The sequence below is a fragment of the Erwinia sp. INIA01 genome, from assembly GCF_025947915.1.
GTDB lineage: Bacteria > Pseudomonadota > Gammaproteobacteria > Enterobacterales > Enterobacteriaceae > Erwinia > Erwinia coffeiphila.
Window position 1 is genome coordinate 55037 of the sequence record NZ_JAPDNC010000016.1, and the last position, 19190, is coordinate 74226.

General features: G+C 53.7%; 19 protein-coding genes, 2 tRNA genes and 1 other RNA gene. 10 read left to right on the top strand and 12 right to left on the bottom strand.

Annotated features, from left to right (window positions below; genetic code table 11):
• Entirely contained in the window at positions 1-738 is a 738-nt protein-coding gene (locus OMR58_RS22815; RefSeq protein WP_200559733.1) for an amino acid ABC transporter permease, read from the top strand.
• 133 nt (positions 739-871) lie between these two features.
• Here the strand turns inward: OMR58_RS22815 and OMR58_RS22820 are convergent.
• Positions 872-959, bottom strand: a tRNA-Ser gene (locus tag OMR58_RS22820).
• Between the two features lie 247 nt (positions 960-1206).
• Between OMR58_RS22820 and phoA the strand changes: the two genes are divergently transcribed.
• Together phoA and OMR58_RS22830 are read left to right on the top strand one after the other, a co-directional pair.
• Positions 1207-2610, top strand: coding sequence for an alkaline phosphatase (phoA, locus tag OMR58_RS22825; RefSeq protein WP_264547036.1), 1404 nt, complete (start codon positions 1207-1209; stop codon positions 2608-2610).
• A gap of 63 nt (positions 2611-2673) precedes the next feature.
• The gene (locus OMR58_RS22830; protein WP_264547037.1) at positions 2674-3834 is read left to right on the top strand and encodes a low temperature requirement protein A; all 1161 of its coding nucleotides are present in this window, start codon (positions 2674-2676) and stop codon (positions 3832-3834) included.
• A 21-nt stretch (positions 3835-3855) separates the two neighbouring features.
• Here OMR58_RS22830 and OMR58_RS22835 read toward each other — a convergent pair whose 3' ends face one another.
• The 8 genes from OMR58_RS22835 to OMR58_RS22870 all read right to left on the bottom strand — a co-directional run bounded on the left by OMR58_RS22835 (position 3856) and on the right by OMR58_RS22870 (position 11049).
• Positions 3856-4761: a fimbrial protein gene (locus OMR58_RS22835; RefSeq protein WP_264547038.1), complete on the bottom strand. Its 906-nt coding sequence runs from the start codon at positions 4759-4761 to the stop codon at positions 3856-3858.
• 16 nt (positions 4762-4777) lie between these two features.
• Positions 4778-5281: a fimbrial protein gene (locus OMR58_RS22840; RefSeq protein WP_264547039.1), complete on the bottom strand. Its 504-nt coding sequence runs from the start codon at positions 5279-5281 to the stop codon at positions 4778-4780.
• A 12-nt stretch (positions 5282-5293) separates the two neighbouring features.
• Positions 5294-5824: a fimbrial protein gene (locus OMR58_RS22845; RefSeq protein WP_105595084.1), complete on the bottom strand. Its 531-nt coding sequence runs from the start codon at positions 5822-5824 to the stop codon at positions 5294-5296.
• 7 nt (positions 5825-5831) lie between these two features.
• On the bottom strand, positions 5832-8468 hold the full coding sequence (locus tag OMR58_RS22850; RefSeq protein WP_264547040.1) for a fimbrial biogenesis usher protein: 2637 nt from the start codon (positions 8466-8468) through the stop codon (positions 5832-5834).
• 80 nt (positions 8469-8548) lie between these two features.
• A complete protein-coding gene (locus OMR58_RS22855; RefSeq protein ID WP_234471716.1) occupies positions 8549-9253 on the bottom strand; it encodes a fimbria/pilus periplasmic chaperone in 705 nt (234 codons plus the stop codon).
• Between the two features lie 54 nt (positions 9254-9307).
• Positions 9308-9847: a fimbrial protein gene (locus OMR58_RS22860; RefSeq protein WP_264547041.1), complete on the bottom strand. Its 540-nt coding sequence runs from the start codon at positions 9845-9847 to the stop codon at positions 9308-9310.
• Between the two features lie 72 nt (positions 9848-9919).
• Positions 9920-10462 (bottom strand): type 1 fimbrial major subunit FimA, encoded by a 543-nt coding sequence (gene fimA, locus OMR58_RS22865; RefSeq protein WP_105595081.1) that lies wholly within the window; start codon positions 10460-10462, stop codon positions 9920-9922.
• Between the two features lie 32 nt (positions 10463-10494).
• Entirely contained in the window at positions 10495-11049 is a 555-nt protein-coding gene (locus OMR58_RS22870) for a helix-turn-helix transcriptional regulator (RefSeq protein ID WP_264547042.1), read from the bottom strand.
• A 762-nt stretch (positions 11050-11811) separates the two neighbouring features.
• On the opposite strand from OMR58_RS22870, the gene OMR58_RS22875 reads away from it, so the two are divergent.
• Both OMR58_RS22875 and OMR58_RS22880 read left to right on the top strand, forming a co-directional pair.
• Positions 11812-12768, top strand: a complete 957-nt coding sequence (locus OMR58_RS22875) for a winged helix-turn-helix domain-containing protein (RefSeq protein ID WP_264547043.1) — start codon at positions 11812-11814, stop codon at positions 12766-12768.
• Positions 12769-12790: 22 nt separating this feature from the next.
• Positions 12791-13240, top strand: coding sequence for a hypothetical protein (locus tag OMR58_RS22880; protein ID WP_264547044.1), 450 nt, complete (start codon positions 12791-12793; stop codon positions 13238-13240).
• Positions 13241-13378: 138 nt separating this feature from the next.
• Here OMR58_RS22880 and OMR58_RS22885 read toward each other — a convergent pair.
• A non-coding RNA gene (locus tag OMR58_RS22885) (RtT sRNA) lies at positions 13379-13514 on the bottom strand.
• Between the two features lie 44 nt (positions 13515-13558).
• Positions 13559-13646: transfer RNA gene (locus OMR58_RS22890), tRNA-Ser, on the bottom strand.
• 231 nt (positions 13647-13877) lie between these two features.
• Here OMR58_RS22890 and ghrA point away from each other — a divergent pair.
• The 5 genes from ghrA to OMR58_RS22915 all read left to right on the top strand — a co-directional run bounded on the left by ghrA (position 13878) and on the right by OMR58_RS22915 (position 17617).
• Complete coding sequence (ghrA, locus tag OMR58_RS22895) at positions 13878-14816, top strand: glyoxylate/hydroxypyruvate reductase GhrA (protein WP_264547045.1); 939 nt, start codon at positions 13878-13880, stop codon at positions 14814-14816.
• A gap of 53 nt (positions 14817-14869) precedes the next feature.
• Positions 14870-15607, top strand: a complete 738-nt coding sequence (locus OMR58_RS22900) for a phosphatase (RefSeq protein ID WP_264547046.1) — start codon at positions 14870-14872, stop codon at positions 15605-15607.
• 282 nt (positions 15608-15889) lie between these two features.
• Positions 15890-16270, top strand: coding sequence for a hypothetical protein (locus OMR58_RS22905; RefSeq protein ID WP_264547047.1), 381 nt, complete (start codon positions 15890-15892; stop codon positions 16268-16270).
• A gap of 80 nt (positions 16271-16350) precedes the next feature.
• Positions 16351-16743 (top strand): hypothetical protein, encoded by a 393-nt coding sequence (locus tag OMR58_RS22910; RefSeq protein ID WP_264547048.1) that lies wholly within the window; start codon positions 16351-16353, stop codon positions 16741-16743.
• Positions 16744-17044: 301 nt separating this feature from the next.
• Complete coding sequence (locus tag OMR58_RS22915) at positions 17045-17617, top strand: TorD/DmsD family molecular chaperone (RefSeq protein ID WP_200559719.1); 573 nt, start codon at positions 17045-17047, stop codon at positions 17615-17617.
• A gap of 180 nt (positions 17618-17797) precedes the next feature.
• Here OMR58_RS22915 and OMR58_RS22920 read toward each other — a convergent pair whose 3' ends face one another.
• Positions 17798-19186, bottom strand: a complete 1389-nt coding sequence (locus OMR58_RS22920) for a CoA transferase (protein WP_264547049.1) — start codon at positions 19184-19186, stop codon at positions 17798-17800.
• Between the last annotated feature and the right edge of the window lie 4 nt (positions 19187-19190).

The following is a 19190-nucleotide window of genomic DNA, read 5'->3' on the forward strand; positions in this document are numbered from 1 at the left end:
ATGGATTTCAGTATTATTCTCGATAATCTGGGCTATATGCTGTGGGGCACCTGGCCAGACGGGCCGCTGGGCGGGGCAGCGCTGACCCTGGCAATCAGCCTGATGGCCGGAGTGGCCTCGGCGGTACTTGGCACGGTGCTCGGCGTGGCGCTGGCGATGTCGCGCGGCGTGGCCGCCGGGCTGCTGGCGGCGGTACTGGGTTTCTTCCGCGCGATTCCGGTGATTATGCTGATCTTCTGGACCTACTTCCTGCTGCCTATGGTGTTTGGCGTTGAGATCCCGGAAATCACCACGGTGGTGTGCGCACTGGCGCTGATCGCCTCGGCCTATCTGGCTCATGCGGTTAAGGCCGGTATTGCGGCGATTCCTGCCGGGCAGTGGCAGGCAGGCCTTTCACTAGGGCTGACCCGCTGGCAGACGCTGCGAATGATTGTTCTGCCGCAGGCGCTGCGGATGATGGTGCCTTCCTTTATTAACCAGTGGATCTCGCTGATCAAAGACACCTCGCTGGCCTATATTGTTGGAGTGGGGGAGCTGACCTTTCTGGCGACGCAGGTGAACAACCGCAGCATGGTTTACCCGATGGAGGTGTTCCTGTTTGTGGCGCTGATCTATTTTATCTTCTGCCTGTCGCTGGATATCCTGGCCAATGCGGCAAATCGTCGCTTCAGTGCGCAGGGCCGGGTGCAGAAGCGAGCGTGGCTCGGGTGGAGAAAACAAAAAAGCGCCTTAACGTGAGGCGCTTTCTTAAATACGTTATAAAACGTCATTCCTGCCGTTTGTCGAACCCTGTCGAGGGTTCTCACCCTCCCTGGCCGCGAAATATGCAAAAAAAAAGCCTGAACTTTCGTTCAGGCTCTCTCTTTAAATATGGTGGTGAGGGAGGGATTCGAACCCTCGATACGTTGCCGTATACACACTTTCCAGGCGTGCTCCTTCAGCCACTCGGACACCTCACCATATTGTCAATCTCATCACCCGCAGGGGGCAACGGGGCGCTACTATAGGCAGTCAGCTGTTACCGGTCAAGCAGTATTTTTCCCTGTGCTTCCGTTCGGTTAACTCCTGAGCAGCTGTCTTACCTCATCACCTTTTGCGCTGCCGTTGTCATCTTATCGTCACCTGGCAGACACAAAACTGACATTGTTGTGTCGCAGACTGGCTCCCTGAAATCTTTAGAAAAATTTATTCATGGAGATCGTAACAATGAAACAGAAAGCCTTTGCCCTCTCGTTGCTGACCGCGCTGGTGTGCTCTACCGCTACAGCGGACCTTGCCATATGGAACCGCGCCGCACAGGGTGATATTACCGAACCGGGCGGTGCGCGCCGACTGACCGGCGATCAGACCGAAGCGATTAAAGCCTCGCTGAGCAATAAGACCGCGAAAAACGTGATTTTGCTGATCGGGGATGGCATGGGCGATTCTGAAATTACCGCCGCGCGTAACTATGCCGAAGGAGCGGGCGGTTTCTTTAAGGGAATTGATGCGCTGCCGCTGACCGGCCAGTATACCCACTATGCGCTGGATAAAAAGAGCCACAAGCCGGACTACGTGACTGACTCCGCCGCTTCCGCTACGGCCTGGGCCACCGGCGTAAAATCCTATAACGGTGCGATTGGCGTTGATGTGAACGGCAAGGACCATCCATCTCTGCTGGAACTGGCAAAAGCCGCCGGTAAGGCCACCGGTAACGTCTCTACCGCCGAGCTGGAAGATGCGACTCCGGCGGCACAGATCGCGCACGTCACCTCACGTAAGTGTTACGGCCCGGAGAAAACCAGCGAGCTGTGCCAGAGCAACGCGCTGGAGAAAGGCGGTAAAGGCTCAATTGCCGAGCAGCTGCTGAACGCGCGTGCCGACGTCACGCTGGGCGGCGGCGGTAAAACCTTCGGTGAAGCGGCGAAAGCCGGTGAGTGGCAGGGTAAAACGCTGCTGGAGCAGGCTAAACTGCGCGGCTATCAGCTGGTTAACGATCTGGACGGCTTGAATGCTCTGACCGTGGCCGATGACAGCAAACCGGTGCTGGGCCTGTTCGCCGACGGCAATATGCCGGTGCGCTGGAAGGGGCCAAAGGCAACTTATCACGGTAACCTTGATGGTAAGCCGGTGACTTGTGAAGTGAATGCTGAACGCCCGGCCTCAACGCCAACGCTGGCGCAGATGACCGAGAAGGCGATCCAGCTGTTAGAGGATAAGCCGCAGGGCTTCTTCCTGCAGGTGGAAGGTGCATCGATCGATAAGCAGGATCATGCGGCGAATCCGTGCGGCCAGATCGGCGAAACTGTGGATCTGGATGAAGCCGTGCAAAAAGCGCTGGAGTTCGCGGCCAAAGACGGCAATACGCTGGTGATTGTTACCGCCGACCATGCCCACTCCAGCCAGATTATTGCCAATGACAGTAAGGCACCGGGCCTGACGCAGACGCTGAATACCCGTGAGGGCGGGCTGATGACCATCAGCTACGGTAACTCAGAAGAAGATTCGCAGGGGCACACCGGTACTCAGCTGCGTATTGCTGCCTTCGGGCCACATGCGGCGAACGTGGTGGGTCTGACCGACCAGACCGATCTGTTCTACACCATGAAATCAGCGCTGGATATTAAGTAAATATTCACCTGTCTGGGGAGCTTCGCTACTATTTAAGCGACGCTCCCTTTCAGGAATCTTCCTATGCCGCAAAGCCTGCTGCGCACCCGTGATGGCCACGGTGCTACGGTCACCTTTTCCGAACTGCTGTTTGATCTGATCTACGTTTTTGCCGTTACGCAACTCTCACACTATCTTCTGCATCATCTGACGCTGGTCGGCGCGCTGGAAACCCTGCTGCTGTGGTTCGCCGTCTGGCTGGGCTGGCAGTACACCACCTGGGTCACCAACTGGTTCGATCCGGAAACCCGCCAGATCCGTCTGCTGCTGTTTGTACTGATGCTGCTCGGCCTGTTTGCTTCCTCAGCGATGCCGCAGGCGTTTGGCGAACGCGGCTGGATGTTTGCCCTGTGCTATGTTGCGCTCCAGGTGGGCCGCAGCGCGGTGACGCTATGGCTGTTGCCGAAAGGGCATCTGCTGCTGCGTAATTTCCAGCGCATTCTCGGCTGGATGTGCATCTCCGCCGTATTCTGGATACTCGGCTGTTTCTTTGACGGTGCGGAGAGGATGGTGCTATGGGCGATTGGCGTTTGCTGCATCTATTTTTCCCCCATGCTTGGCTTCCCGCTGCCCGGACTGGGGCGCTCGGACAGCAGCCGTGAATGGACCATTGACGGCCATCATCTGGCGGAGCGTTGCCAGCTGTTTGTGATTGTGGCGTTGGGTGAAACCATTCTGATTACCGGTGCCACGCTGAGCGAGCTGGAAGTCTGGAGTATGCCAATCGTCATTGCGTCGCTGGTGGCGTTTGTCGGCAGTCTGGCGATGTGGTGGGTGTACTTTGATACCAGCAGCAAGGCGGGCAGCCATGCGATCCAAAAGGCAGATAACCCCGGACAGATGGGCGCACGCTTTCATTATGTCCACGTGGTGCTGGTTGGGGCGATTATTGTTTGTGCGGTGGCCAACGAGCTGGTGATCGTCCACCCGGATGGGCACATCACCGTCGCGGATGCGGCGGTACTGCTGCTCGGACCGGCGGCCTACCTGCTGGCCAACGCCATCTATAAGTTTCTGGTGTACTGCCGTTTCCCTCTGTCGCATATCGGCGGGCTGGCGGCGCTGGCACTGCTCATTCCTGCAGCATTTACGACCGATCGCCTGATGGTTAACGGACTGACGACGGTCGTGATGGTCATCGTGGCGGGGTGGGAGAGCCTCTCGCGCCGCCGTAATGTTGTTTAGGTCGGCGCGATTTCCGAGGCGTCACTCATAGGTAAAGGTGACGCCGATTATCGACTGCACGTTGCCCGCCGTCAGCTCCCCGCTGGTGCGCGCATAGTTGGCGGTCAGTCCGAGATCGCGTGCTGTTGGACCAACGGTTCCCAGGGAAACCGGATCGTTAGCCTGGACGATGGTGCCGCTGCGGGTCATTTGCACGCCGATCCCCTGAGCCGCCGACGCCGAGGCGCTGTTGGTGAAGATCGATTTGCCTGCATCTTCCGTGGTGCCCGAGAGGTAATAGCTGATCTGCTGGTTCTGCGCACATCTGATGTTAAGCGGCACGGCGGCAGAGGCGGGATAGTCCGGCAGCGTCACCGTCACGCTACGTGAGGAGACGTCGCAGCCGCCGGTGGGCACTACCACATTGTTGTTGGCATAAATATTCCACACGAACTGGAAGGAGTCGTTATCCCTGTTGTTGGTTTGGTGCAGGATCAGTACGGCGACCAGCGATCCGGCTTTGATCGTGACACCACCAGCCGTGCTGATGGGCGTCAGATACAGCACGGCTGGCCATCCCTTGTCGGCTTTTGAGGTATAGGTCACCGGTGAGGTTTCCGTGGTGGTCGGAAACGGATAGCTGACGCTGTTGTATCTTACGGTACCGGTAAAGTTGGCCAGCGCGCCGCCGTAGGCCGATCCGCGCTGCAGCGTAACGTAGTCGATCATGGTTTCCGGATAGTCGTTATGGCAGTAAATCTGCGTCGACAAATCGACCACCAGGTTCTGCCCGACGCTGACCGCCGGGGTAAGATTGACATAGACGTTGGCCGTGCCGCCGCCAATTGGAATCGTTGCGCCGTTGGCGGTTCTGCAGGCAAACGCCAGAACGTTGGCAGACCAGCTCATCAGCAGCAGGGCGGTCAGCAGGGTGATTATCTTTTTCATTAACAATATCTCCGATTCAGGCGTAGGTGTAGGTGACGCTGATCACCGCCTGGATAGTGCCCTGAGTGGCACCACCGTTGACTGTTAGCGCTCTGACTTTCAGCGGGAACGTAGCGGACTGTGTAGTCCCATCGACCTGTACCGATTTTTTGGTGCCGGTATTGAGGGTGGCGCCCGCATCATCCTGTAGTTCAAGCTGGATGTTGCCCGCCGTACCCTGGTTTTTGTAGTAGCCCGTGGCATCCGCCGTGCCGCTAAAGCTGGCCGTTACCCGTGAGGTACCGCCCGGGCAGTTGCTCAGACTCAGCGTGGCATCCTGCCAGGCTGACGAAGACCCCGCTGTGACAAGGCTGAAGGTGTAGAGATCGCCAAGTTCCACCGCTGCGTTTTTGGTAGAAACTACGCAGGGTTGCGCCACTACCTTGCCATTGACGGTAATCGTCACGTCGGCGGCCTGCATAGTCGGGGAGGCAACTGACAGCATAAGTGCCAACAGCCATCCGTTCCGGGTCAATTTCATTTCAGTCTCCCGTTACAGAAATTCAAGAGTGAACGTTGCGGTGGCGTTCACGTGCCCGGCCGTGACCGGGATGCGGGTGGTCATCAACTGAGCATAAAAGTTCAGCGTATTAGCCTGCCCCGGCGTCAGCGTGGTCCAGGGAATACTGGCGGAGGTGGCGTTCAGCGGCAGCATTGCCTGCTGTGCGTTAAGGATTTGGATCCCCATCCCAGCCGCCGATGCTGCACCGGTATTGAGCTTCAGCAGTGCGGTATTATCGTTATCCGCCACGCCGGTGAAGCCAACTTTTACCGCCGTTACCGAACTGCCGCAGGGCGAAAGCAGGATACGGAACGGAACCGGAGGTGTGGTACTGCCCACCGCGTGAAATTGCCGGCTCGCGTTGTTCATCAGATCGACGGTGAAGTCTTTTGATTCACCCGCTACGGTGCAGGCGTTATCCCGCACGTAGCCGCTGATGGTAATCGTGCTGTCTGCCGCAGCGGCTCCGTTAGAGGCCAGTAGAAGGCATGCGCCCAGCAGATAAAGTGTTTTTTTCATCATGGCTTCCTTAGCGGCACACCGCTGACAGCTGGCTTAATGCCTGATCCTGGTCTTCTTTCGCCACGCGGTAATCGGCCTGGCAACTGGCGTCTGCACCGTCTCCCCATTTCACCAGCACCTTACCGGTCGCTGGCATGCCGCTGAGATACACCTGGCCACCGTCGGCGACGATGCTGCTATTCTGGCCGTCAGCAGAAGACGCCATGGCACCAAACGGTACGGGTTTGCCTTTGTAAGTCAGGGCCATCAGCAGTTTCATACCGACCTGCGCCTTAAACTCGGCACGAACAATCGCGCCGTGTGTCGGCACCACGGTGGCAACGGCGTCATTCAGTTCAATGTTGTCCGCCAGACTGTTGGTATTCAGTGCGATACGGTTTTCGCGATAATCCGTGGCGTAAGGCAGTACGGCGTAGCCGCGGCTGTCGGTGCGAACGCCGGTCTGGTTTTCAACTTTTACATTTCCTGCACCAGGTGCCTTAATCAGCACGACCGTATCGTTCATTGGCTGGCTTAGCGTTACGCCGTTAGCATGCGCCAGTACACCGCCGCTCATGCCGTAGTAAACCTGATCAATATTTTCACTGCGGCTGTAGCCAACGTTAGCGTTAGCGCGACCACCGCGATAGTTCAGTGCCGCATACCCGTTACTGCCGCTGCTGCCGTTACCACCGCCTGCATAGCCGGTCTGCATGCTATAGCTCAGGTTGTTGTCTTCCAGTACGGTACCGTAAAGCCCGGCCAGGCTGGTTGTCCGTCCATTAAGATCGTTCGACATGCTGTAGCTTGCGCTGGCATTACGCCATGCGGATTGGCTGTCGGAACGCATCCAGTGGCTGAACGGAATCGACACGTTCAGCGCCAGCATCTGGTCACGGCCCTGCTGCCAGGCGTTTTTGGTCAGGCTGTAGCTCAGCGTCCAGTTAATGTCATCAACGGCGGTGTTCAAACCCAGCTGCAGCTGCTCATCGGCGCCATCGGTTCCCCAGTAGGTCTGATGACTGCCGCTCAAATAGGCCGTCGCAGTGCGTCCTAACTGCTGTGTGATGCTGGCCTGCACTTTGCCCCGCTTGCTGTAGGCGAGGTTGTAGTAGTCAGTAAAGACCGGTTTCATCTCAACGATGCCGTCCTGTGTTTCCACGTTGTAACCGCTCATGCGGTTGTAGGTGGTGTCGGCAAAGCTGAAAAAGCCGCGGGTAGAATAGCGATAACCTACCAGCTGGAAATTGGTGCCCACTTCACTGAGCGATTTGTTATACAGAAAACGTATCGACTGCCCCTGATGATCGCTGTCATCGGGCAGGGTGGCGTTGGCCTGCGTCACATCAAGTGACAGCGCGCCGAACTCGCCCATGTTTTTACCTACGCCGAAATTAAATGCACGATAGCGATCTGCCAGCTGTGCGCCGCCGTAGATCGTAAAACCCGAAGCCAGCCCGTGTAGCAGGGTGCCCTGGACAAAATGGGGGTTTTCCTGCTGATCGTTACCGCTGCGGTATTCCGCGGCGGTAAATGAGTAGCGGGTACGGCCTTCACGCTGCAGGATCGGTACAGAAGAGTAGGGCACGGTGAAAACCTGGCTGCTGCCGTCCGCTTCTTTAATGGTGACCTGCAGATCGCCGCCGCTTCCTGCTGCGTACAGATCGTTGATGGTGAACGGGCCCGGTGGCACGGTACTGTGATAGATCTCGTAGCCGTTTTGTTTGATCGAAACCTGTGCCGTACCGCGCGCAATACCATGAACGGACGGTGCGAAGCCTCGCTGGCTGTCCGGCAGCATATTGTCATCTGAAGCCAGCTGGAGGCCGCGGAAGTTGATGCCGTCGAAGATATCGCTGTTGCTGTAGCTGTCGCCCAGCGTCAGGCGTGAACGCCATGAAGTGATGTCGCGCTCCAGCCAGGTGTTCACGTGCTGCCATTTATTTTCATTGCTGTTGGAGCTGCCGCTGCTGCTGTAACTCCAGGTGGTGTTATCGCGCAGGCGCCAGGCACCGATATTCAGCCCGCTTTGCAGGTTCAGGTAAGCATAATTGCTGTTGCCGCCGTTCGTGTTGTGAACGCTGTTACCGGTGAAGTTGTAGTTCAGCAAACCGGCATTAATACCGTTATCCCACATTTCAGGTGGAATATAGCCGCGAGCATGTCCGCCCATAAAAGCCTGAGGAATGGTCAGGTGTAAACGCTGCTGACCCACATCAAAGCGGCTGGTGGCATCGGGAATCATCTGAGCGAGCGCTACGCAGGCATCATTTCCCAGCAGGTCCATTCCGGCTATTGATGCGGTGTTCACACCCATATCGCTCAGCTGGCCGCGTGTCAGGCAGGGAATCAAACCGTGACCGTCTTCTCCCGGATTAAAGCTGACGTCATGAGTCGTCATGTAACCGTCGTTGAGATAAATATCAACGCGGTAAGTACCCGCCGGAACTTCCTGTCCTTTTTCAAAATTAGAAAGGTCCGCGACTGCGGCGGGATCGTCTGCCAGAAAACGCGGGTTAAAGTAAATTTCAGCCTGTGTAGAAAAGGTCTGGGAGGCCAGTAAAATCGCGAGTGGAATGCGGACGAATTTGCCGGAAGATCGTGTTTCATTGCTCAGTGCGCGTCGGAAAGCCAAACGGTCGAGTCCATATTTCAAATGTGACATAGTCCCTCCGGTCCGAAGTCGCCCGGCAGTCATTTCTTTTCGTTAATAGGGGGAAGGGGAGAGTGTCTCTCCCCATCGATTTACTGCATCGCGCCTTTCATGCGCGGGGTTAAAGCACCGTAATCATTAATGGTCCGGTAGGAGATATCACTGCCTGCATCTGCAGGGAGTTTGATGCTGACTTCACCCATTGGCGGCACGAGTGCATTTTCCAGAATTCGGGTACCGGCGTTGATCTCGGTGACGGTCTGGTAATAAGGCGTTGGATTAATCAGCGTGAGGGTACCCGCGCTGCGGCGAAACTTAATTTTTTCTGCGGCCTGCTCTGGCGGCATGGCGAGATTAGCCGGGCGATAGTAGAGCTTGATGCGGCTGATAATGGCCAGCTGTAGCGTATTTTCGCTGAGCTTTGATTTCTCCATTGACGGGATCGCTTTAACGTTCATCCAGAACAGGCTTTCGCGATCCTGCGGCAGCTGATTGTTAGTGGCATCCACGATGCGCAGGGTGTTCTCTTTTTTACCCTGCATGGCAAACAGCGGAGGGGTGATAACGAAACGGCCGTCCTTCACTCCATCCTTATTCTCAACCCATGACTGGATAAGATAAGTGCTGCTGTCGTCGTTATTGGTGACAGCCAGCTGAACCTGTTTTTGCCCGGCGGGATAAATGACCCGGGTTGCGCCCAGTGCAACGCCGGCTTCTGCCTGCGGAACCAGGCCCGCAGTGGCAACCATAAATAAGCCAGCCAACAGGCCCCGAGTGAAGTTGAGTGTTTTTTTCATGTTGTCTCCTTTAGCATTCACCGTATGTTCTGTTGGCGGTATCTATGCTGTTCATTACTGGTAGGTCAGGGAGAACCAGGCCTGTGCATTGGCGATGCCGCCGGTAACCTGATTGCCCGTTGCCCGATATTTTGCGACGAAATGTAATGTGTTCAGCCCGGTATAAATTCGCGTCCATGAAGCGGGTGGTGAATTTGGACTGATTAACTGGTCATCTTTGTCGAACAGTGCAACCCCAATTCCGGTTGCGATCCCAGGTCCTTCTCCGACGGAGAGAACATCCGGGTTTTTACCATCAGCCACGCCGTGAAAGGTCACACCTACACGCTGGCTAACTGCCGTGCTGCATTCCTGCAGCTGGATGTCGAAGGGAACGGGATTGGCATCTTCCCCTACGGCATGAAAACGATGACTACTGATTTGCCCCATCCTGACAGTCATTTGCCGGTCACCGACTTCAACGCGACAGGATTCGGCGATAACGATCCCCTGGAAACGCATACTTCCGCCGGGTAAAGTGACGTTCCACTGATTTCCCGCCAGTGCCAGCGGGGGTAACAGCAACATCAACAGACCCGATTTCATCCTTTGCATTTTGTTCATCCCAGTCCCGTTGCGGATAGCGGGCCATCCTGGCCCGACTTGCTTCCCTGCGTGATGGGTGTCTTACTCGTACTGAACTTTAAAGGTGGCGTCAGCGTTCGCGGTACCTGCTGTGGCAGCATCGGTAGCGAAGTAGCGAGCCTGGAATGGAATCACGTTGGTACCGTCGTTCAGAGCCGTTGCGGTGCTGAAGTCAGCGCCATCCAGCTTCAGTGGGGTACCGGTTCTGTCGAGGATCTGTACACCAACGTTGGTTGCGCTGCCCGCAGCGGAGCTTTGCAGCGCCAGTACGTCTGGGTTGGCGTTGTCAATGGCAGTACCGGAGAAGGCAACGGCGGCTTTGGTAGCAACGGAGGTGTCACAGTCGTTCAGCTGGATGTTGAAACCAACCGCTGAGCTGGTGTCACCCAGCGCGGCGAGCTTCGCTGAACGAACCTGGCCTAACATGACGGTCTGGTCCATTGAGCCAGCATCGACAGCACAGGCTGCGTTAACGACTTCACCTTTAAAGTGAACCGTACCGCCATTTACAGTCGTTGTCGCAGCCAGAGCAGCAGTAGAGGTCAGAGACAGGGCAGACAGAACAACAATCGCTAATTTTTTCATGATATATTTCCTTTATCATATTGGTGAGGCTATTACTCAGATGTAATAAGCCGGTTTTTTAAAAATAACTTATGGAACATAATTCTGTTTTCACATCCAAGCTTCATCATTAAATTTCGCCGGTGTGAGTAAATTGTTTTTAGCTTTACGCCAAGTTTTAAGGCTATTTCCTTGTTACTTTCTCCCTTCCTTAACATGTTGAGCATCTGTTTTTCACGATGCGTTAAGTTAAATTTAATGTGGTAATTCCCTGGTGTGTTCTCACTCGCAAAGAAAGACACGATTTCTTTCAGGCTGCTTCCTTTATCTAAAACGGCTACTTCCTCATAAAGTTCAGAGTTGTAATAGGCCAGGTCGCTGGATGCGAATGCCACCGTTTTCTTTCTGGATGCAGACAGGTCCTTACATTCATTTATGTCATTAAAATCCAGGTCAACAACCTGGTAAAATGCTTCAATAAAATCTGTGCCGAGCAGTTCCAGTAGGCCAAGAATAAAATATTGGTCGTGCGATAAAACATTCCTTGACTGTTTAGTGACTGATTTCAATTCCATGATATCGACTCTTATTCCCTGTGTGCCCGACATATCAATAACTCCGCAATAATTTACCACCTTAAAAATCTTCAGCTATGTCACAAGGTCAAAAGCAGTTAATTTATCTACTTGTAAGTCGTTAACTGGATGTAAGTTCCGTAATGTGTTTGTGTGTCGATTTTTAAGTTCGATTAACCTTCTTATTTAAGGATAATTCACTGCCAGATTGATAGGTTGTGATTATCGTTTAACTCAAAAATAATAGGCACACTCTTTGTATTGGAATTTTCTTAGGTAGTATTCCTCTACGCAACACTTTTTTTTAACGTTTCGCGCCTTGATGTCGTCATGTCTCCATGTTAATCACCTGCGCTACAGAACAACTTTACAGTCAATGTTGAGTAAGAACTTTCTAACACTAAGGTATTTAATCCCTGCTTCCGTATGTTTTTCTTTATCTGGCTGTTTTTCGTATACCAGCTGTTGAAATCGGCGTTCAGACTTCTTAACTGTGTGGTGGCCAATTTCTGCTGTTTTTTGTTCCTCATCAATTCACGCTGTTTAAGGATTCACGTCTGCAGGCAAGCGCTTTAATCAGTGTTGCTTTAAGGCTGCTGCGTGCATCTCGTTTCGATGGGGTAAAGATTATCACCGTGAATCCAAAATGGTTATTTGTATTTGTAATTTTCACTTATTTGGATTTTTATGCTGATAAGTGGTTAAATTATAAACTTTTTTAGTCAAAATAACTGCTGCGTTATGGTGTATTTTTACTTTTGAGATCTGGCACTTAAATAAATCAAAGGCTGAGGCATGATTTACAGGATTCAGGAGTCGATTTTTTTCAGGAATGATGACGGGCGAGTGTGGACAGATGACGATACCCGCGTAATTTTGACTGCTACGACGGGCAGATTGCTGGCGTATCTTCTGCAGCACAAAGGTAATGTGATATCGAAAGATGAACTGCTTGAAAATGTATGGGATGCTTATGGTTTATCAACGTCAAGCAATAGTCTTTACAAGTACATCTCAGATTTAAGAGCGGTGTTTAAAAACCTTGGCTGTACGGATGAAATCATCGTAACCGTACCCAAATTGGGTTTTATGATTTCTAAAGCCGTTCGCGTGGAGTGGGTTGATGACGACGAACGCTCGGGGGGAACAGTAATTGAACCCGACATTGAGCCGCCGGTTGAGCTCAATACCCGCGCCACATCAGAGCCTGATATGGCGCAGTATGAAGGCAACAATCGTGCCGAAGATGCTGCTGCAGAATCTGACGTTTTCAAAATTAATTCAACTGAATCTCAATACCACGAAAATAAACATCGCGAAAATACCGTAGCAGAAAAAATCCGCGCAGAAGAGTCTGTTCTGGTTAAACCTTCTTTCATGAAATTAAAGGTCGCGCTGCTTTCTGTCGCTTTGACTGTATTAGTCGCGCTTATTCTTGCTTTGTATATCATGGGGGATAGCGGCAGGCAGGAAGAGATGACCTGGTCTTTAGGTAATATAGATAATTGCCCGGTAAGAAGCTTTAATCCACACGAATCAGAAAAGTCTCTTGCGGCTCTGCAAAATGTTATCGCAACGAAGGGCATGTTGTGTTCCGGTAACAGTATTTTCTTCGTTCGCGTCTCTGACCCCGTATTGACCGATAAAAAAGGTCGGATTTTTATCTCCCGCTGCAACTATGTTGACGACAAACGCAAGAAATTCTCATCGTGTGAAAATTATTACAGAGCTGATTATGAAATTACGCGCTAAACTCCAGAGGAAATTAATTTACATGCTTTCCACTGCGGTGGTCGTGGCCATATTAATTTTAGGGTACAGGGTATACTCTCCTGCTAACAAGAACGGTTTCGACTGCACCGGCTACCTGATCGTGGATTCTGATGCTTTCAACTTCTCTGCCGGGCTCAACTCCTATCTGCTGATGGGCAATGACAACAAAGGCTACTTCAATATGTCGGGTACGGTGAAGTCGAATGCGGTTACCTACCAGGTTGAACGCTCTTATGGCTTTAGCTACCAGCGGCAAAGAAATGGGATTTATCATCTTACCGATATCACGATGTCGAAGCGCAGTGCGGATAACGCCGTCGATGAAGTGATGAGCAAGGTATTGATCAGCCCCGATCTTAATCACGGTCGCTATATCAAGATAAATGAATTGGGTAATGCATTTGTTTTGCAGGGCGTGTATTCGCCTGCGTTGATGTGCGTGCAAAAATGAGCAACGTCCGGCAGCCTGCGGCTGTGCAAAACGTCATTCCTGCCGTTTTGTCGAACCCTGTCGAGGGTTCTCACCCTCCCTGGCCGCGAAATATGCAAAAAAAAGCCTGAACTTTCGTTCAGGCTTTCTCTTTAAATATGGTGGTGAGGGAGGGATATCACGAGGCACTTCCCTGTGCCTCGCCCTGCGGGCAGCCTGCGGCTGTGCAAAACGTCATTCCTGCCGTTTTGTCGAACCCAGTCGAGGGTTCTCACCCTCCCTGGCCGCGAAATATGCAAAAAAAAGCCTGAACTTTCGTTCAGGCTCTCTCTTTAAATATGGTGGTGAGGGAGGGATTCGAACCCTCGATACGTTGCCGTATACACACTTTCCAGGCGTGCTCCTTCAGCCACTCGGACACCTCACCATATTGTTATCGCAACTGCGTTGTCGACGGGCGCTAATGTAGGGGAAAAGCCTCGCTGCGGTCAACTGACTTTCAACGCTTTTGCGTGCGTTTAATCAGTTTTAAATCACTTTGCCGATAAAAACGGCAGGAGAGAGGCCAAACCAGCCTGAAAATACGAATTCGCGACCATTTTTTTCTTGCCAGCTGTGGCGTTTTACCCGAGCCTTAAAGAAAAACAGGAGAAAAAACGTGGACATCATCTATTACCATCCCTCTTTTAACGCTCAGGCCTGGATTGACGGGGTTCAGCGCCGCCTGCCGGGTGCGCGGGTCCGACTGTGGCAGCCGGGCGACGATCTTCCTGCTGATTATGCGCTGGTGCGTGAACCGCCCGTCGCTATGCTGCAGGGACGCCAGCTGAAGGGGGTGTTCGCGCTGGGGGCCGGGGTGGATGATATTCTCGGCCAGTTAAAGCGGCATCCTGAGATGCTGGCTCCCGGTGTGCCGTTGTTCCGCTTGGAAGATACCGGCATGAGCCGCCAGATGCAGGAGTACGCTGTCTATCACGTACTCGGCTGGTTCCGCCGTTTTAACGAATATCAACAGCTCAAGCGTGAAGCTAGCTGGAAGCATCTGGAAAACAACCAGCGAGAAGCGTTCTCTATCGGGCTGTTAGGCGCAGGCGTGCTGGGTGGCAGCGTGGCGAAAAGTCTGCTGGACTGGGGCTTCCCGGTGCGCTGCTGGAGCCGATCGCCGAAGCAAATCGAGGGTGTTACCAGTTCCCACGGTCAGGAGCAGCTGGGTGAGTTTCTTTCCGGCACCCGTGTGCTGATTAATCTGCTGCCTAATACGCCGCAGACCGTTGGCATTATTAATCGTCAGCTGCTGAGCCAGCTCAAGCCCGGCGCATTCCTGATTAACCTGGCTCGTGGGCCGCATGTGGTTGACGACGATCTGCTGGCCGCGCTGGCGGCGGGGGAAGTTAAAGCTGCTGCGCTGGACGTCTTCAATGTTGAGCCTCTGCCTGCTGATCATCCTTTCTGGTCACATCCTGATATCGCCATCACACCGCATAATGCGGCTGTAACCTTACCCGAGGAAGCTATGGACTATATCGCAGGGGCGATTGCCCAGTGTGAAAATAATCAGATGCCGGAAGGCCGCGTTGATTTAGAACGCGGTTACTAAACGATAAGGGCCGCCCAGTGAGCGGCGCGGCCCTGAACATTAAGGAGTAAATCATGTATCCCGTTGACCTTCATATGCACACCGTTGCCAGCACCCATGCCTACAGTACGCTGCGTGACTACGTGCTTCAGGCACAAACCTGCGGCGTTAAGCTGTTGGCGATCACCGACCACGGCCCGGATATGGCCGATGCGCCGCACTACTGGCACTTCGTGAATATGAGAGTCTGGCCGCGGGTGATTGACGGCGTGGGTATTTTGCGCGGCATTGAAGCGAACATAAAAAACAACGAGGGTGAGATTGATTGCAGCGGACCGATGCTGGAAGCGATCGACATTATCGTTGCAGGCTTCCACGAGCCGGTGCTGCAACCGCAGGATAAAGAACATAATACCAAAGCGATGATTGCCACTATGGCCAACGGGCTGGTGCATATCATCAGCCATCCCGGCAACCCGAAGTATCCCATCGACATTCAGGCGGTAGCCGAAGCGGCGGCGAAATATAACGTGGCGCTGGAGCTGAACAACTCTTCCTTTACCACCTCCCGTAAGGGCAGTGAACCGAACTGCCGCGCCGTTGCCGCAGCGGTAAAAGAGGCGGGCGGCTGGCTGGCGCTGGGCTCAGATTCCCATACCGCTTTTACCCTTGGTAATTTCGAGCACTGCCTGCGCATCATGCGTGAGGTGGATTTCCCGAAAGATCGCGTGCTGAACGTTACGCCGCGCCGCCTGCTCGACTTCCTCGCGCTGCGCACCGGCAAAACGATAGAAGAGTTTGCTGAGTTTTAGTTTGGTTTTGGGGCGTATGGCTGCGATTGCTGATGCTTCAGCAATCGCAGGCGCTCAGCAGGCATAGAGAGCGGCTCTACGCCTGCTGTTCTGAATGCCTGCCGATCGTTGAATATCCTCTTTCTGTGTCTAATTGGTGACCATAGATCATATTTTATGCAGAAATTGAGTGTACTGGTCATTAACCTGATTGCACTTTTATTTATCTAAAACTTACAAAAGTATCGCCGCCTGGGGTGGCCCGTGATATTTTTTACAGGCGAACTTTCTGAACGGATAACGATGATGAGAAAGGCCCTACTGGGGTTAATGCTACTGGCCAGTACTGCCTATGCAGAACCCAGGATTCATTTGAATGGTGGAGCCGATATTCTTCTTCTTAACGAAGGAAAGAAGATCACGTTAAATGCATCAGAGCCGATGAACTATGAATACATCACAAGTACATATAACAATATAGACACGATGTCGGGCAGAGAATACACCATTGACGTGTATATGGATGAGCGGTGCAAGAAAAATAAACAATGTACTTATCCATTGCTGATGCTAGGTCTGTTCACCGATGCTAAGGGCGGCGGGTATGTTATCTATTATGATTTATTAAAGAAAGCGGCACATTCAACAATTGAATTTAAAAAGAGAGATGTTACTTATAAATAAATATGCGTTGTAATTTACTACGTATGGACGTTTTTTTTACACGGCGCAAGACATAAATTTGATTTTATTCAAGTGGTTAGATGAAGCTTTGCAGTGTGGCCTTTGGCTGCCTTATGGTGTGTTTTACTGCTGATGCAGCTTATTATATCAACATTGATACGAATAAACGTATGACGATAAGCGATGATTTCAAAAAGGCTGTGATAGTGGGTGTTGAGGAAAAACCATTGAGACTCAAGCCTTACAGCACGCACGATGATCAAATAGATAATCAAGGGCGGCCGTTCATGCTTCAAACATTCATAGATGAAGATTGTGATGAAACGGCTCCGGGAAGATGCAAAAATACCGGTGTGGCAATAAAGTTTTATTCAGATAAGCGTAGTGGGATGCATATATTTGGCATGGACCAAAAAAGTGGGGATATTAAGTGGTCTTATAATGTTGATGCTGAGAGTATTACTAAGGATTGATCGGCAACTTCCTCATGCTTCGTGCCGGAAAAACGCTTGAAGAGTTTACTGAGTGTTAGTGTGGTTATATGTCTGCCATTGCTGGTGTATCAGTAATTTGTCTGATATACGTCAATTTCCCGATCTGTCTTTACTACGCGCATATTTGGTTACTATTCCGTTGTTCATTTCGGATTTAGCTAACAGGATTTCGTTGATGAATGAGAATGGTTGCTCAGGGTTAGCCTCAGCGATGCTTCCACCCAGTCGCCGCCGGATCTATAGTATGATTCAGCCCTGACATACTTTTGGAATCGAACTAATGAATGAGTTTTCTATCATCTGCCGCATCCTTGGCTCGCTGTATAACCGCCAGCCGCAGGACCCGCTGCTGGTGCCGCTGTTTACACTGCTTCAGTCAGGTAAGCTGCAACAGCACTGGCCGCTGGAGCAGGATGAGCTGCTGACCCGCCTGCAGGAAAACAGCGATCCGCAGCTGCTGGCCGCTGACTATAACGCGCTGTTTGTTGGCAGCGAGTGCAAGGTGCCGCCGTACGGTTCGCAGTGGCCGCAGGGGCCGCAGGAAGTGGAGGTTCGCGCATTTCTGACCAGCCGCGGTATGCCGCTGGGCGAAGGACCGGCGGATCATTTTGGCGCACTGCTGTTGGCTTCTTCCTGGCTGGAGGATCAGTCCGAGGCCGATGAGTTCCTGGCACAGGTCACTCTGTTTGATGAGTTCCTGATGCCGTGGTGCGGCGCGTTTCTCGGCAAGGTAGAGGCTCACGCCTCAACGGCGTTTTACCGCACGCTGGCGGCAATCAGCCGTGAAGCCGTGCAGACGATGCGCGATGAGCTGGCCGAGCTGGAAGAGCAGCAGGGCGGCGAAGCCGAGTAAGCACCACGTTGCAGCGCAGCCTGTCCGGGCGTTATCTTTCCTGTTGCTGGCTGCGCGTGAGCCTTCAGTTGCTGTCTTACTGTGGCTACTGCGTGTTTTTCTTCAGGTGCTGTCGTGCTGTGGCTGGTTGTGTGTTTGTTTCAGGCACGATCCTGCCGTGATTTTCTAATCGCTTATGGGTTAACGCTGTTCACTCACCGCCAGCCATTCTGCTGTGGCTGAACCCAGCGGCGATGGCGATCGTGACCACAGCAGCGGTGTTCCCGGCAGCCGGAACGGCGCGCGAAGCTGGGCCGCAATCCCCCAGTGGGAAATCACCGTTTCCTGTTCTTCATCCTGTGGCTGTCTGGCACCCAGCCCGGCAGGCTGCTCATCGGCAGAGTAAGGGGAGTCTGACAGCAGGCTGGCGGTACGTGCCAGCGACAGGCGGGCGGCAAACCCGGTACTGTGCAGTCGCCGCTGGCGCATTCCTTCCAGCACCGCCGCCGCCATCAGATAGCCGGTTGCGTGATCCAGCGCCTGGACCGGCAGCGGGACCGGCGCATCGCCTCCCTGCCATTGACGCCCGCGATCGGCAATGCCGCAGGCCATTTGCACCAGGCTGTCAAAACCGCGCCGGTTTCGCCACGGCCCTGTCCATCCCCATGCGTTCAGGCTGACGTCGATCAGGCCGGGCTTCAACTTTTGCAGCATCTCCTGGTCGTAGCCGAGATTAATCAGCGCATCGGCTCGGTAGCCGTGGACCAGCACATCGCTCTGGCCCAGCAGGATTTCGAACTGACGCCGCCCTTCGGCTGATTTCAGGTCCAGCCGCGCGCAGCGTTTTCCCAGAGTAATCTCTTCTTCTAAAGACGGTTCCTGCCAGCCTGGCGGATCGATGCGCAGCACCTCTGCGCCCAGCCCGGCCAGGAAGCGTGTGGCGACCGGCCCGGCAATAATTCGCGTCAGGTCCAGCACCCGTACGCCGTACAGCGGGCGAGCAGGGGGGAGCGACCATTCAGGAGGTGGTCCGCAGGGTTGCAGGCTTTGCTCAATCAGCGCTTCACGACTGACGCTTTGCCCCTGCGGATGCTGCTGCCACTCCTCGCGGCTGGGTAACGCGGCCGCGCAGCCACCGGCATCCACCACGGCCTGTTCGAGCGTGAAACGGTCCCATCCCGTGACCGTGACGGCCAGCGCCTGACGGTTATCGTGCCTGCCCAGCACGCGCTCCATCGCCTCCAGGTGATGCGGCGCATTGGTATGCAGGCGGAGCCAGCCGTCAGCGCAGGCGTAATCCCCGGCAAACGGGTCCCACAGAGCGGCTGGCTGACGATTAATCGGACGAAGGGCGTGCTGGAACCAGCGGGAAGCAAGGGCACAGTCAACGTGCAGCGGCCGGGGACTGTCTATCAGGCTGGCTACGGCCTGTGCGGCCAGCGCAACGCTGCTGGTGGCCAGTTCACTGACCGGATAAGCGGACACCAGAGCCTGGCGACCGGAGAGGATAAGCGGAGGCGGAGGCGATAATGCATTGCGTAACCCCTGCCAAAGCTGCTGCCAGAGTTCAGTGGTTATCCGATCGTTCATCACG

Bases quoted from the DNA above. Each gene is read 5' to 3' on its own strand.
- OMR58_RS22815 (WP_200559733.1), top strand. From the start codon at position 1: ATGGATTTCAGTATTATTCTCGATAATCTGGGCTATATGCTGTGGGGC.
- phoA (WP_264547036.1), top strand. From the start codon at position 1,207: ATGAAACAGAAAGCCTTTGCCCTCTCGTTGCTGACCGCGCTGGTGTGC.
- OMR58_RS22830 (WP_264547037.1), top strand. From the start codon at position 2,674: ATGCCGCAAAGCCTGCTGCGCACCCGTGATGGCCACGGTGCTACGGTC.
- OMR58_RS22835 (WP_264547038.1), bottom strand. From the start codon at position 4,761: ATGAAAAAGATAATCACCCTGCTGACCGCCCTGCTGCTGATGAGCTGG.
- OMR58_RS22840 (WP_264547039.1), bottom strand. From the start codon at position 5,281: ATGAAATTGACCCGGAACGGATGGCTGTTGGCACTTATGCTGTCAGTT.
- OMR58_RS22845 (WP_105595084.1), bottom strand. From the start codon at position 5,824: ATGATGAAAAAAACACTTTATCTGCTGGGCGCATGCCTTCTACTGGCC.
- OMR58_RS22850 (WP_264547040.1), bottom strand. From the start codon at position 8,468: ATGTCACATTTGAAATATGGACTCGACCGTTTGGCTTTCCGACGCGCA.
- OMR58_RS22855 (WP_234471716.1), bottom strand. From the start codon at position 9,253: ATGAAAAAAACACTCAACTTCACTCGGGGCCTGTTGGCTGGCTTATTT.
- OMR58_RS22860 (WP_264547041.1), bottom strand. From the start codon at position 9,847: ATGCAAAGGATGAAATCGGGTCTGTTGATGTTGCTGTTACCCCCGCTG.
- fimA (WP_105595081.1), bottom strand. From the start codon at position 10,462: ATGAAAAAATTAGCGATTGTTGTTCTGTCTGCCCTGTCTCTGACCTCT.
- OMR58_RS22870 (WP_264547042.1), bottom strand. From the start codon at position 11,049: ATGTCGGGCACACAGGGAATAAGAGTCGATATCATGGAATTGAAATCA.
- OMR58_RS22875 (WP_264547043.1), top strand. From the start codon at position 11,812: ATGATTTACAGGATTCAGGAGTCGATTTTTTTCAGGAATGATGACGGG.
- OMR58_RS22880 (WP_264547044.1), top strand. From the start codon at position 12,791: ATGCTTTCCACTGCGGTGGTCGTGGCCATATTAATTTTAGGGTACAGG.
- OMR58_RS22900 (WP_264547046.1), top strand. From the start codon at position 14,870: ATGTATCCCGTTGACCTTCATATGCACACCGTTGCCAGCACCCATGCC.
- OMR58_RS22905 (WP_264547047.1), top strand. From the start codon at position 15,890: ATGATGAGAAAGGCCCTACTGGGGTTAATGCTACTGGCCAGTACTGCC.
- OMR58_RS22910 (WP_264547048.1), top strand. From the start codon at position 16,351: ATGAAGCTTTGCAGTGTGGCCTTTGGCTGCCTTATGGTGTGTTTTACT.
- OMR58_RS22915 (WP_200559719.1), top strand. From the start codon at position 17,045: ATGAATGAGTTTTCTATCATCTGCCGCATCCTTGGCTCGCTGTATAAC.
- OMR58_RS22920 (WP_264547049.1), bottom strand. From the start codon at position 19,186: ATGAACGATCGGATAACCACTGAACTCTGGCAGCAGCTTTGGCAGGGG.